This is a genomic window from Candidatus Beckwithbacteria bacterium (genome assembly GCA_012797845.1).
In the GTDB taxonomy this organism is placed as follows: Bacteria; Patescibacteriota; Microgenomatia; order UBA1400; family UBA1449; genus JAAZOH01.
Genome location: JAAZOH010000012.1, coordinates 1 through 14,644, shown reverse-complemented (window position 1 = coordinate 14,644; position 14,644 = coordinate 1). Strand labels below are relative to the sequence as shown.

9 protein-coding genes are annotated in these 14,644 nt (G+C 37.4%); 2 read left to right on the top strand and 7 right to left on the bottom strand.

Going from position 1 to position 14,644, the window contains the following annotated elements; all coding sequences use genetic code 11:
- Window positions 1–66 precede the first annotated feature (66 nt).
- The 7 genes from argS to GYA49_01685 form a co-directional block, all read right to left on the bottom strand.
- Window positions 67–1,851, bottom strand: coding sequence for an arginine--tRNA ligase (gene argS / locus GYA49_01715; GenBank protein ID NMC35742.1), 1,785 nt, complete (start codon window positions 1,849–1,851; stop codon window positions 67–69).
- Window positions 1,852–2,158: 307 nt separating this feature from the next.
- Window positions 2,159–2,995, bottom strand: a complete 837-nt coding sequence (locus tag GYA49_01710) for an MBL fold metallo-hydrolase (protein NMC35741.1) — start codon at window positions 2,993–2,995, stop codon at window positions 2,159–2,161.
- Window positions 2,985–4,259, bottom strand: a complete 1,275-nt coding sequence (locus tag GYA49_01705; protein ID NMC35740.1) for a ComEC/Rec2 family competence protein — start codon at window positions 4,257–4,259, stop codon at window positions 2,985–2,987. Before GYA49_01705 ends, GYA49_01710 begins: the two co-directional genes overlap by 11 nt.
- A 5-nt stretch (window positions 4,260–4,264) precedes the next feature.
- Window positions 4,265–4,780, bottom strand: coding sequence for a competence protein ComEA (locus tag GYA49_01700; GenBank protein NMC35739.1), 516 nt, complete (start codon window positions 4,778–4,780; stop codon window positions 4,265–4,267).
- 211 nt (window positions 4,781–4,991) lie between these two features.
- A complete protein-coding gene (locus tag GYA49_01695; protein ID NMC35738.1) occupies window positions 4,992–8,129 on the bottom strand; it encodes a leucine--tRNA ligase in 3,138 nt (1,045 codons plus the stop codon).
- A 170-nt stretch (window positions 8,130–8,299) separates the two neighbouring features.
- Complete coding sequence (locus GYA49_01690; protein NMC35737.1) at window positions 8,300–9,016, bottom strand: hypothetical protein; 717 nt, start codon at window positions 9,014–9,016, stop codon at window positions 8,300–8,302.
- Window positions 9,017–9,069: 53 nt separating this feature from the next.
- Entirely contained in the window at window positions 9,070–9,714 is a 645-nt protein-coding gene (locus GYA49_01685) for a hypothetical protein (GenBank protein NMC35736.1), read from the bottom strand.
- A 404-nt stretch (window positions 9,715–10,118) separates the two neighbouring features.
- On the opposite strand from GYA49_01685, the gene GYA49_01680 reads away from it, so the two are divergent.
- Entirely contained in the window at window positions 10,119–10,283 is a 165-nt protein-coding gene (locus tag GYA49_01680) for a hypothetical protein (protein ID NMC35735.1), read from the top strand.
- 17 nt (window positions 10,284–10,300) lie between these two features.
- On the top strand, window positions 10,301–14,644 hold a 4,344-nt coding region (locus GYA49_01675), incomplete at its 3' end, for a site-specific integrase (GenBank protein NMC35734.1).

The following is a 14,644-nucleotide window of genomic DNA, read 5'->3' as shown; positions in this document are numbered from 1 at the left end:
CAATAGGAAAAATGAGAATTTGAGCAGTTTTTGTATACTAAAATGTAGCAATTAAATGTACATTTCCTACATTCTCTCTGGAGCTTGTATACCCAAGAGATACAAACCATTGTGAAGGATTTGATTTACAGCCTGAGTGAGTATTAATCTAAAATTTTTCTCCTCTTCTGTTTCGGCTTGTAGAATCCGGTATTTGTTGTAAAAACTGTTGTAGCGTTGGGCTAGCTCATATAAATAGGTACAAATTAGATGAGGAGCAAATTGAGCAGCTGTCTCCAAAACTACTTCTGGAAATCGATATAAATATCTCAAAATACTATTTTCTAAATCATTTGCTTGATAATCTTTGAGCACATTTTGTGTTTCAATTTGGCCAGCTTTTTCCAAAATTGACCAGCACCGGGCATGAGTATATTGGATATAAGGACCAGAATTACCTTGTAAACTTAAAGAGGAACCAATATCAAAAATAACATCTCCACCGATATTGCTTTTTAAAAAGGCGTATTTAATTGCTCCTACTGCTATCATCTCCGAAATAGTATCTAATTCGGTTTGAGAGTATTTAAGCTCTCCTTCCTGCATTTGTTTGACTGCTGCTGCTTTTACTTCATCAAGTAACCATGATCCAGTGACCACATTACCAGTTCGCGATGACATCTTTCCTTCAGGCAGCTTAACCATGCCGTGCCCCAAGTGAGTTGTTCTTTGCGCCAATTCTGGCTCAATCATAGATAAAACTTTTAAAATCACTTTAAAGTATTCATTGATCTCATTGGCCGTAATAATGATTGATCTATCGTAAGGAAATTTTTGATATTTAACTGGAGCTAGTCCAAGATCTTTAGCCTCATACGTTGGCAAGCCTTGATTGTTAACAAACACTCTAGTATGAAGTCCATATTTTTTACCAGGAAAAACAATAGCTCCATCACTTTCCTCAAAGACTCCTTTTGCTAATTGCTTTTTGACATAATCTAGCCCTAAAGGACCCACTTCTGACTCGGGTAAATAGTAGTCAAATTTGGTTCCTACTCGCTTATAGATAGTCTCAAAATATGCTAAACTCCAAGCTTTGCCTTTCTGATATAGCTTGATAATACTTTGGTCTTGATCGTAAATCAGCTTATTGAGTTTCTTAATTGCCTGAGCTGCTACCTCATCTTCTTCATAAGCTTTAGCTCCTAAGGCATAGGCTTGACCTAAAAACTTAGCTCGCTGGGCTACATCTTTTGTTTCTAAATCTTCTAAGCTTAGTCGTTCCTTGTTTAATTTTTGTTGTATGCCCCAGATAGCTTTGGCCACATGCATACCCACATCACCAAAATAATTAGCCCGTTTAACCTCTGCTCCTTGAGCTTCAAAAATCCGAGACAACGATTCACCTACTGCATTACTGTACAAATGACCAATATGGAACTCTTTAAATGGATTAGGATCAGTAAACTCGCACAGGACTTTTTTACCTTTTAAGGTTTGATTGTGACCATAACAATTGCCCAAAGAAATGATCTTCTTTATCTCCTCTGCCAGAATTCTATTGTCAAGATAAAAGTTCAAAAACCCTGGTCCGGCTACTTCTATCTTTTGACACCACTGTTTAATGTTTTCCTGTTCTAAAAGCTTGGTTTTGATAGTTTCGGCTAAAGTTCTAGGATTAGTAACTTCTAATTGGGTGTTTTGAATTTTCAGTTTAGGGAAAATGGTTAAAGCTACGTTGGAGGCATAATCTCCATGTTTATCATCTTTGGGATGCTCAACAGTTATTTTAGCTTCTAAACCCAAATCCTGAATAGCTTGGCGTAAAGCATTTATGATTAATTGATCTAGCGAGAAAGTCTCATCTGTCATATTGATTTATTTTAGCAGAAAAATAATCAGTATAGAGATGTGTTTTACAGTCTCTCTTGAAAATAAGATTACCGGTCTTGAAATTATACGATTTAGTTTTGGGGTTTCATTGTGGAAAACTGTAATGTTTAAATTTAAATACTAATTTTTTAAAATTGCTTTTCTATCTGTTAAACAAGCAATTTTTTGATTATAGGTTTGAGCAAAACTTATCCCCAATCATGTGGAAAAGTTATAAATCATTTTAAAAGTAAAAAAGTTTGCGGTAATTGCTTCGGAAAAGGATTTTTGCTTGTTTTTTTAGATGTTACCTAATACTAAACTCTGTCCCATCTGTCATCACTTCTATATCTCCAACTTGATCAGTTCTAAAAACTTTGATTCCTAACTGTTTGAGTTTTTGTAGGGTTTCTGAAGCTGGATGTCCAAAAGAATTTTTACCAACTCCGATAGTGGCTATGACTGGCTCTACCTCTGTTAGAAACTCACCAGTACTAGCTGTTTTACTACCATGATGGCTAATTTTAAGGACAAGACTTTTCAAGTTTTTATTTTGAGCTAGAAGCATTTTTTCAACCAAAGAGGAAATATCTCCTGTCAGCAGAGCTGAAAACTGATCATAATTTACTTTAGTCACCACTGATAAATCATTATCTTCAAGAAGTGCTGACTTAATCATTCTCTCATTTGGCCAAACGAATTGAAGGTTTATCTGGTTAATAGTTACTTGTTTGATATCAGCAGCTGCTAGGATTTGAGTATTTTGTTTTTTAGCCTGTTGATAAAGTTCTAACCATAATTTTTCTTTACTAGCAGCTCCGTTATAAACAAGATTCTCAATTTGGTAATTATTAAAAACATAAGCTATTCCACCAATATGATCTTTGTCTGGGTGTGTTGCTATCACTAGTTCGATATGTTTATCCCAAAAAGGCAGATGTTTTTGCAGGCAAGTTAAAACTGAATCATCAGGGCCACCATCTATAAGAATCTGATCAAATTGTTTGCTAAGCAAAATAGCGTCTCCTTGACCAACATCACATTGGATATAGTGAAGTTTTTTGTCTGGCCAAAACAGAATAAATTGTAACAGAAGGAAAATTGCTAAGAAACTGGCTCCAATTAGGTATACATTAATCTTCATAAGGTTTTAGCAACAATATAGTCATTAGCCAAATGGCAAAAACTCCTATCCAAGGCAGACCAAAAGATATCATGCCCCAAGATGATTTACTAAAAAACTGAGCCACCAGTACTACAAAATCAAGAAGTGGCATTAGTAGCCAAGCAACTAATTGACCTAAAAAAGGTATTGTGAAAGATAATACTAAAAATACTAACCCAATAATCATAATTGGTGCTACTAGAGGAGCTACAAGTAAGTTTGCCAGCAATGACAAGGCATTAGTTTGACCAAAAATTTGCAAAATTAGTGGTGTCACCAAAATTTGAGCCGCTATAGATTGACTGCCATCTGCAAGAATAATCTTTGTTATCGGACTTTGTTTTAATGACCCTAATAATTGTAGGAGAAAACCCTGAATTTTTTTGCCAAATAGTACAATGCCAGCAGTAGCTGCAAAAGATAGCTGGAAACTAGCAGAAAATAGTAATAAAGGTTTGTATAAAAGCATAAAAAGACAGGTTAGTAATAGAATCCACCAGCTGGCAGTTTTTCGACCTAAAAGCTGTCCTAACCAAACTAAACCAATCATAAGGCTAGCCCGAATTAGTGGCGGATCAAAACCAGCTAAAAATAAATACGTTATAATCACTCCATAAGAAAACAGGATTTGTTTTTTTCTCGAGAAAATTGGTCGAACTATAGTTATAACTACCCCAGACAGTAAAGCAATATTACCTCCCGAAGCTACCACCAGATGCAATAGACCACTTTGTTGAAAATCCTGCCAAAGAGAATAGCTTAATCCCTGTTTATAACCTAAAATCATTCCGGCCAGAATACTAGCCTGGTTAGCCTTAAAATTATAGGAGATTTTTTGCACACATAGCTGCCTAAACAACGATAGTTGTGATTTGAGAAAATAGAATTGATATAAAAGTATTTTTTTGATAAACGGGACTTGATTAAATGGTTCTATTACCTCTATTGTTTCTGCTATCAAGCAATATTCCTTTACACCACTCTCTGTCACTTTTTCCTCGAGACTGCCAGATACAGAAATCAAATCACCAACGTTAATTTTAGCCTGTTGTTGGTTTTTTACACATAGACCTTTAACAGTAAAATTTTGACTAAAATCCTGGTTTTCAATATCTGAGTTGATTCGACCAATGATTTGCGTAGCCGGAAGTTTATATTGATTGTCTTGCCATGAAAAATAGAGATGAAAAGCCGAAATAGCACAAAGTATAACAATGCTTATCAAGTAAGCAGTTTTGGACATATAGCCTAATAGGTAATTATTAAATCCTTGAGGTTTTCAAAGGTTTTTTCACCAATTCCTGGTACCAAAACTAACTCTTCTGGATTAGCAAAATTACCATGTTCTTCTCTAAAAGTAACAATGGCTTGAGCAGTTTTTGGCCCAATCTTAGGTAAACTTTCCAATTGCTCAGCACTAGCAGTATTGATATTGATTTTGCTACTGGTACTTTGGCCTTGGACTTGAGGGTCAGAAGCTTCATTTTCACCCTCAAATGGAATATACAACTTTTGACCATCACTAAGAATCTGTGCTAAATTGAGTTCACGCTGTACCCAAGAAACACTGGCTTCATCTAAAATTCCACCCGAAGAAGCAATGGCATCTCCTACCCTAGAACCTTCGGGTAGTTGATAAAGTCCAGGCCGCATAACTGCTCCAGATATGTCAATAAAGATATCTTTTTGTATATTTTGATCATTTTTGTAAGTCTCAATAATAATAGAATTATTATCTACCTTTTTATAATATAAATATATCAAAATACTTCCTAATATACATATAATCCCAATAATATATAGTATCCTTGTAATTGGAAAACTATTTTTTTCAGTATGTTTCACCTGGGAGAATGATTGCAGGAGCTCATCTAATTGATTAGCCATATAGAAGTAGTTACTAGCTCTATCTTGGCACAAAAAACTATGCTAATGCAAGCAGAGGTAATTAATGTTAGAAATAAGTAAGAGAACGCTATATTACAAAATTAACTAACTTACCAGGAACTACAATCTCTCGTCTAACTTCCTTACCATCTAAGTGTTTTGCAATCGCTGGGATGGCTCTAGCTTTTTCTAAAAGATATTTCTTTTCGGTAGTCTTCTCCATAGAAACACTAAAGCTAGCTCTCAGCTTACCGTTTATCTGAACTACAATTGTACTTTCTCCCTTAACAATCAGATCAGCTTGATATTTAGGCCAAGCCTGTTGATGCACGGAGATAAATTCTTTGGAATTACCATGGAGCTGCTGCCACAATTCTTCGCTTATATGAGGAGCTAAAGGGGCTATTAGCAGAATCATTGTTGTTAGTGCTTGTTTAAAAGGATTGCTAATTTCCTCTGTAGTTTCTTTAATATCTTTAAAATTATTAGGATGCTCCTGAATAGTTTTCTCGAGGAAATTCATAAATTCCATAATAGCCGCTATGCTGGTATTGTATTTAAACCGTTTAATTCCACTTGTTGCCCGCTTAATAAGCTGTTGTTGTTCACTTTGGATAGTTTTGAGTAGGTTTTCATCATTTAAGGTCTTGTTTTGATGGGTATGAATAAAATTCCAAAACCTTTTTACAAAACGCTCCATACCAGCAATCCCAGTATCTCTAAAATCTCCACCATCGCTATATGGACCCATAAACCCCATATATAGCCGTATCACATCAGCTCCATACCGATCCAGATATTGGTCTGGGTCCACAACATTGCCTCGGCTTTTGCTCATTTTGGCTCCATCTTTAATGATCATGCCATGGGCATAGAAATTGGGAAATGGTTCTTCAAAATCTAAATAGCCTAGATCATATAAAGCCATGGTCACAAAGCGGGAATAAAGCAAATGCAGTACTGAATGTTCAGCTCCTCCACAATATTGGGAAACAGGTAACCATTTTTTGGTAAGTTTAGGATCAAAGGCATTACTCTGCGCTGTTTTAGCATCCACTACCCCCCCCTTGGTACTAGGATATCGTAAAAAGTACCAGGAGCTGTCTAGGAAGGTATCTGAAACATCGGTTTCCCGTTGAGCTGGACCACCACAAACCGGGCACATTGTTTTTACAAACTCTTGATGACGAGCTAAAGGTGCTTGTCCAGAACCATCGGGTAAGTAATCTGTAATAAGAGGCAACTCAACTGGCAGCTGATCTTTAGGAACTATCAGCCAGCCAGCTCGCTCCTGATCAAAAAAACTTAAGATTTCAGGTAGTTCTTTGCAATTTTCCCTAGAACCAAAATGACCTCGCCCCTGGAATTGTAAAAAGGTAGCAAATGGGAAAGTTTTTTTATAAATACCCTGATTCTTAGCATTGATATACGGCTCGTCATCAGAGTAAAAAACCTTTATATCTCGAACGTTTTGCTCGACTTTTTTGTTTTCAAATTTTTGGCCATCTCGATAAAAATTAATTAATTTTTCAAACTCCTTTTTATATTCTTTTACTAAATCTTCTGGGAATTCAGATACTTTTTCTTGATAACTCGGAGCAACCGCCACAATTCGTTTTAAACGATATTTTTCTGCCAGCTTAAAAGCAAGATATCCACCCAAAGAATGACCCACAATAGCAGTATTGCCCTGTTTTAATATATTTTGATAATTTTTCTCAATATAGTCCATCGTTTCTCTATAGTCAGGAAATTGGGAGTTGGGTAGATCAGGCGCATGTACTGTATAACCCCGTTCTTCTAGTTCTTTTTTAAGCCACGGCAACCAATTTTCTTGAGAATGACCATACCAACCATGCAATAAAATCACATTCATCTTTTTTTCTGATTCAGCACAAGATGGGCAATAGATCATTGGAATCGGTGGTCCCCAATAGCGCTGTCTAGAAATATTCCAATCTCTAATTTTAAAAGTAGTCTCAGGCTTTCCGATACCTTTTTCTTTTAAGTAATTGATCACTTTATTTTTATCTTCTGGGTACCGCCACTTATTCCAAAGACCTGAATTAATAATCTCTCCTGGCCCAGCATAACAATCTATTTCAGACTCCGTATTTGATTGAATGACTTTTTTAATTTCTAAATCGTATTTTTTAGCAAAGGCAAAATCCCGTTCATCATGAGCCGGCACTCCCATCACTGCTCCTTCCCCATAACCCATTAAGACATAATCAGCTACCCAAACCGGCACTTTTTCATTATTAACTGGGTTGATAACATATGCTCCGGTAAAGACCCCAGTTTTATCTTTTTCTGCCATTTTACGTTCCTGTTCGGTTTTACGAGTAGCTTTGGCCACATATTCATCGACTTTATTTTTGTATTTATCAGTAGTTATAGTTGTTACTAAAGGGTGTTCAGGAGCTAAACAAAAGAAAGTGCAACCAAACAAAGTATCTGGCCTGGTAGTAAAAACGTTGATTTTAGTTTGGTCCCCAGCAACCTGAAAAGCAACAGAAGCTCCTTGGCTTTTGCCAATCCAATTTTGTTGGGCTGTCAAAACTTTTTGTGACCAATTAAGTTTGTAGGTATTTTCGAGGAGTCGATCGGCATAATCAGTAATTTTAAAAAACCACTGTTTCATATTGCGCCGCTCGATTGGAGTTTTACAGCGTTCACATACTACTTCTTCTCCATGCTTTTCCGTTTGTTCATCTGAAACAGTAGTTTTACAGGAAGGGCACCAGGTAACCGGAGCGGCTTTTTTGTAAGCTAGTCCTGCCTCAAATAGCTTGGTAAAAATCCATTGCGTCCAGCGATAATATTCTGGATCCATAACATCAACGGTGTGATCCCAATCAAAGCGGTTACCCATCCGTTTCAGCTGTCTAATAAAATTCTTAATATTGCTGGCAATCAAGTCCTTGGGATGAACTCCCATTTTAATGGCAAAATTTTCACTATGAATTCCGCCTGAATCAAAACCCATGGGTTCAAATACATCTTTACCCTGCATAGCCATAAAACGGCCATGAATATCGGCTCCTCCAAAAGCAAATAAATGGCCAACATGAAGTCCTTCAGCTGAAGGATAGGGATACATCATTAGATTAAAGTAAGGATTTGTAGCCTTATGTAAATCGGTACTATATAGTTTTTCTTCTGCCCATTTTTGCTGCCATTTAGTTTCTATGTCTTTATGGTTGTATGCTTGTTTGTTTTTCATAGGTTTTTTAATTTTATAAATAAAAAAACTCCCTTGCGGGAGTATCATAACTAGAAAAACCAGCTCTCCGCAAGCTCTATATATGCTTTTTAAGAAGGAGGCTAGTGAGTAAAGATTTATTTTGCATTGCCAAGATTTTAGCTAATTATCCCGAGTTTGTCAAAAATGATTTAAAAGTCAAATTCTAATGGGTCTACATAGTATGGCAGCATATTCCCAGAGTTATCCAATAATAGAACGGTCAAAACAGGCAGGCCTTGGGTATCAAAAATAATGGTTTTACCAGAAGCCTGCATAGCTACCTCCTGATTATGCTGCTTTGTCGGAATCTCATCATCCCCAGTCCAGATAATAGCTTTGGCAACATCTGGAGCATTCTCTACATATAAAACACTTCCTTGTTTGCGCAGTTTTAAATCAGTACTTTGATCATAGATAACTAAGGGTAGACTTTTAGAAACCGAGTGACTACCAACTCGAACCTCAACTATGCTCCCCTGCTTGACTCCTTCAGGAATAAAAGCTTGGATCATATCGTCTTCCCAAGCTGTAATTTGAGCCTCAGGAATTTCTATGCCACCAATACGTAGTTGTTTATCTGTTGGATTGGTGCCAAAGTGAAATCCTTGAATCCAAATGATATCACCAACTTTTCCAACCCATGGAAAAGCTCGACCAACCAGGGGTGCTTCTTGAGGAATTGGTCCAGGCGTAGCTTTAGGTTCTTGAGCTGATTTTGGCTTTTCATAAGCAGCCCGAGAATTGATCCGACTTTGTTGTTTGACCAAAAAAACTCCAACCGGCACAGCAAAAAGTACTGAAACAAATACAGCAATTGAAACTATTTTTTTATATGACAGCTGATCAAATGTTTGTAGTAACCCCATAGTTTACTGATAGACTTGGCTCATTATGAACCAGATTTATCACCTTAGCAAGGTTATTCTCTAATTTCAATTTGTTGCTCTTTATGATTAAAATATACACTATAGTCTTCAAAAAAACCTTTTCTACCTAAGAGAGATTTTGTTCCATTAGCTTCAGTAAAAACTACTGGGACAGCTCGATCTTCTTCACCAAGAAGCACCATCATTTCCCCCTGATAAGCAAAGCTAGTTTTACCACCAAAACCTCGAAATGTTGAACGTTTGAGTTTTGCTAAATCTTGACCTGTTTTCTCAGCCCACTCCCTGGGAAGAGACGACACCACTGCTCCTGAATCAAGTAAAAATTCCCAATTTTCATACCCGGCTTCTGTTTTGATAGGCAGTTCTATCACAGGCTCAAACACATTGCCCAAATCCTGCCAGTTAACCTGTTTCATAGGGACCGATAGCATCACTCCTTTACTCTCTCGATATGTAGACTCCTGACCATTGCTACTAATATATACAAATACTCCCGCTAAAACTCCGATAGGAACCAGTAGTATGAGTAATAGTTTAATCAGCCCAGATAAAGAAGTATGGATCCTGCGTGTTTCTGGACGAGTAACCACATCACCTACTGCATTAAAATTGTACGTTGTGGGTTGATACTGAGATTGGTTGCTTTGGTTTTGATTGCTATTTGAGCTAAGATCCATATCTTCTAGCCTAGCGAATTTTAGGTCTTTGTGCAATAGAACAATAAAAGTGGACAAATTTTTCCTTAGATATATTCAAAGTATATATATTGTTATATTTATATCACTTAATAGTATTTACTATATTTTTATATGATTTAAATTAAATAAATAGTACACATAGGCAAGGAAAAAATCTTAGCAATCAGTGCATCAATGTGCTCGGATTTGATCTATTTTGAACATCTCTAGTAAACACTTTATAAAAAATTACTTGTTCTACTCTGTTTTACCTCTTGACACGAGTTTCATTTTATTATTATAGTAGAAATACGGAGATAAAATTTTGATAATCTCCACATTAACAGAGAAAATAAAAAAATTAAAAGCGCAGAAAAAGCACCAGGCACTTTTTCCGCAAATCTATGATTTCCACCTACAAATATGCTAGCAACTACCAAGGCAGTAAAATTGGCAACACTCCACTTTGGTCAACTAGTTTCACCAAGCTCAACAAAGCTCAACTGGGTGAGATTGTGGCTAGCATGTCAGTGTTTGGATTAGTATGGATATTACTGTGTTTGATTTAGGAGCTTAAACTGCCTGTATGCCTGGAACTGCCCTTACCTCTTCTACTACCGCTAAACAGTTTCTTTCTAAATTTACAACCTGGTTAAAACCCCAGTTAGAACAGGTAACTGATTTAGCTTTGTACGAGCAGTTGCTGACAGACTTTTTTACCTGGTACGATCAACTTCCTCTAGTTAGACGTAATTTTACTCCTGAAAATTTTGAGGCCTACAAAGAATATTTAAGTTCTCAAAACCTCGAAACTGAGGCTGTTAACAATACCGTTGCCGCCTTGAAACTATTTGGATCATATCTTACTAGCAAAAAAATAGTCGAAATAGATCCTACTACTCAACTCGATGAAATTGAGGTTCCTAAAACCACCGACCCAGCTCCAGCTGTTTCGATTTTTGACCAGTTCGCCAGACACTTAAAAGCCGCCCAGCTTTCACCTACTACCATCAAAAATTATGTAGCTGATGCTGAACAGTTTTTCTCTTGGCTTCATGAGTATGAAAAAGGGGTTGATTTTGACTTAATGACTCCCAAACTTATTGATGCCTATCGCCAATATCTACAACAACAATTAGGCATGGCTCCAGCTTCTATTGAGCGAAAAGTTTCTTCATTGCGCAAATTTTTTACCTGGGCAGTTGAGCAGGGTTTATTTATTAAAAGCCCGTTTGATGAAAAAGAAATTGGCCATCGTTTTGATAGCTTGATCAAGCCTACTAGACTTGGTCAAGGTGGAAGTGATAATACAGGAGTTAGTTTTAATCGCCGTCAGCTTATTATTATGGCGGCAGTAGTACTTCTGCTGTTTTTACTCTCTATCTTTAGACCATGGGAATTGTTATTTCCACCATCACAAGTACCTGAAGAACTATTAGCTGAACTAGAACAAAAAGTAAATAAAAATAACAAAGATAATCAAGAAGAAGCTGGAAATATTCCCTGGACTATTTATTTTCAAGGCCAAATTAAAGATCGCAACGGTAAACCTATTACTAGTCAATCACAGATTATTTTCTCATTGTATGCCAGTGATACCAGTACTGAACCATTATGGACCTCAAAACTATGGAGTCTCAAACCCGATGAGAGTAGCATGTTCACAGCCAAATTGGGTGATCCCAAAAGTGGTGACAAAGCAATTGACGGTAAGATCTTTTTTGAATATGAAAATTTGTATTTAAGTACCAGTATTGGTGGCACAGAATTTTTACCCAGAACTAAAATTTCTACCGCTATGGCAGCTGCTAATTCCTGGAAACTGGATAACTATCCAGCCTCTAAACAAGCCAATATTAATGAAGTTCCAGTTATTGATGATGCTGGTCAGTTGGTTTTAGCAGCTGAAAGCGCTAAGGTTAAAGGTAGCAATGGAACGTTGGGTATCGAAGGAGAGGCTGTAACGATTTCAACCCCTTATGATTCTACTGGCAATATTACGCTTTCCCCTATGGGCGGCGGCGGTATTGAAATGATTGGCTCAAATGTTTCTGGTGACAGTGTTAAAATCACTAACTCTCAATTAGTAACTGGATCAGTGCTAACAGCTGAATTAGAAAGTAATAATACTACCCCTTATTTATTAGATCTTAAATCAGGTCTAGTCCCAACCTCAAAGTTCAGCGTTGATGCAGCTGGGAATGTTACTGTTAATGGTAAAGTCACTGGTGGCACAGAATTAATTTTAGCCGATACTCGGGCTCAGGCTCAACTTTCAGACAGCACTCATACCAGTCTTCCAACTGGAACTCAATCAATTTTAGGAGCTTTAAGTGAAGCTTACTCAACTGCTAAGGCAGCCTCAACTTCAGCTGCTACTAATCAGATTTGGACAGATGGCGGTACTTACGTCAAACCAAAAGGAAATGAAAGTGTTCGAATTTATGATTATAACGGAACTGACTATCTAGATATTCGTCATGATGGGACTGATGTTCTGTTTACCACTTATCAAACCGACGAGATTACTTTCCAAGATACAGTTGAAATTCAAGATGATCTTAATATCACTGGAAACATTAACTTAGATACTAACTTGGATATTGCAGGAGAAATATATAACAGCGGAGCTGATTCAGTTACTATTAACGATATTTTAAAACTTAGCGACGGAAAAACTATCAATATTGGTGGTACAGGTAGTCGTTCTTATAACTCGATTTCCGACTCTGATGCAACTAGTCGAGGTCTCTCCAGTGATAATGATTTATATGTTGAAGATGCTTTGGAAGTAGATGGAAAACTCTATGCTGATGGTGATGTTTACCTTGGTGATGGCAGTGGTGATGACACAATTTATCTTAGAGCTGGCAGTAGTGGTGGCGAAATTAACTTTCCTGATTTTGTTAGCTGTCAAACATTGATGACTGATGTGTCCGGAAACCTTGAATGCGGCGATGGTTCTGGATCCGAAGGTTACTGGGAGAGAGGCTTTAACTACATTAATCCTACTACTAACCCAAATGATGATTTGAGAATGTATGACCATGGAGCAATTAGCATTGGTGGAACTACTAACCCAGGTAGGCACAATCTAATTGTTGGCAGTAGGGATATTGATATTGGTGGAGGTATCTTAACAGTTAACCGGGTAGCTACCATCTCTGCCCTTATTGCTACTGACCGTCCTCTTACTATCAACAACAATGCTGGTAGTGAAGTTTTTCAGATTAATAACAACGGTAGCTTACTTTTAGCTAATGATGAATATATTCAAAATACAAGTGATAGCTTAGTCTCGATTTATGGTGGTGGTGGAGTTGATAATACTGATCTTACTTTTGATCTTGATGGTGCTTATCCAGTTATATCTTCACTAACCGATACAGCCATAGGATTGGATGATGATCTTTACTTTGTAGGCAGTCAAAGTATCACTACTACAACTGGCAATCTTACAATAACTCCTGCTAGTGATCTTATCGCTACTGCTGCTAATATTAGCCTGACCAGCTCTGGTACTTTATCTGCTGCTATTGCTGATAATACAAGTAACGCATTTCGAATAGCTCAAGGATCTAATAACTATCTTGGCATTACTACCACCAATGACAGTGAGACCATGACCTTTGGAAATGCCACTACTAACCTAAGTTATACATTTGCCGGATCAGGAACCTTTACTCAAAGCGGAACTGGCCAAGTTACCCTTAATGGCAATGTAGACACTACTAGTGGTTTAGATATAACAGGAGCTAACTTAACCGTAGGGGGAGCTAACTTTAGCGTAGATGTAACAACTGGTGACATTACTACCGCTGGAGACCTGGCAGTAAATGGTGGAGATATTACCAGCACTAGTAGATTAGGAATTGCCAGTAGTGGTTTCACCCTCTCCTCTACTGGGGCTGGTAATGATATTATCTTTACCAGTAGTGATGACATTATCTTTGATGATGCTCAGTTAACAAGTGCTATTACCCTAACAAACACCGCTACTGCATTTGCTTCTAGTGATACGGCTATTGTTGACGCTATCAATACTGCTTATTATGCAGCCACTGGTGTCAGTGGCGGTTTATGGACTTTATCAGATAATAAAATTTTCTCAGCTATCAGTAATCAATTAGCTGTAGGAACTACTACGACTAGTGATATTATTTCCTCTTTATATGTAACCAGAGACACTATTGGTTCTGGCGCTCTTGGCAAGGCCTTAGCTATCTTTAACCAAACTGAAGATCAGGATTTATTTACTGCTTCTTATGCTGGAATTCCTAAGTTTGTTGTTAAAAATGATGGTTCTGTTGGTATTGGACAAGGAACAGTAACTGCCGGTTATTCCCTTGATGTAGCTGGAGCAGGTAGATTTGCCAATGGGTTAACCGTAGTAGCAGGCACAGTGTCTCTTCCCAATGGCTCTATTGATAATGTGGAGTTGGCTAATTCTAGCATTACCTTTGCTGGTAATAGTGGTTCTGCTGCTACATCTTTAGGTGGAACTAGAACCATTATTGGTAATACTGATCAAGGTGTCTCTACTGACGTTTCTGGTGCAGCTATGACTGTTACCGTTGCTAATGCTTCAACTGCCTCTAAAGGTGTAGCTTCTTTCAATAGTAGTAACTTTGCTGTTTCATCTGGAGATGTCACCATCAAGACTGGTGGAGTTGGAGCTACAGAACTAGCTGCAACTGCAGTCTCTGCTAATTCCTATGGAGCTGCTGATACCATTCCTACCTTTACGGTTGATGCTGATGGGAGACTAACTGCTGCTGCTGATGTAGCGATTGCTATTGGAAGCAGTAATGTGACTGATGATAGTTTAGATTTTGTTGACTTCCAAGACTTAATGGATCTGGATGCTGACACTGTAGTCTCTTTCTCTTCCTATGATTACACCTTCTCTTTAAATACTGGTTTATTCCAG

Coding starts and splice junctions, on each gene's coding strand:
- argS (NMC35742.1), bottom strand. CDS start 1,851: ATGACAGATGAGACTTTCTCGCTAGATCAATTAATCATAAATGCTTTA.
- GYA49_01710 (NMC35741.1), bottom strand. CDS start 2,995: ATGAAGATTAATGTATACCTAATTGGAGCCAGTTTCTTAGCAATTTTC.
- GYA49_01705 (NMC35740.1), bottom strand. CDS start 4,259: ATGTCCAAAACTGCTTACTTGATAAGCATTGTTATACTTTGTGCTATT.
- GYA49_01695 (NMC35738.1), bottom strand. CDS start 8,129: ATGAAAAACAAACAAGCATACAACCATAAAGACATAGAAACTAAATGG.
- GYA49_01690 (NMC35737.1), bottom strand. CDS start 9,016: ATGGGGTTACTACAAACATTTGATCAGCTGTCATATAAAAAAATAGTT.
- GYA49_01685 (NMC35736.1), bottom strand. CDS start 9,714: ATGGATCTTAGCTCAAATAGCAATCAAAACCAAAGCAACCAATCTCAG.
- GYA49_01680 (NMC35735.1), top strand. CDS start 10,119: ATGATTTCCACCTACAAATATGCTAGCAACTACCAAGGCAGTAAAATT.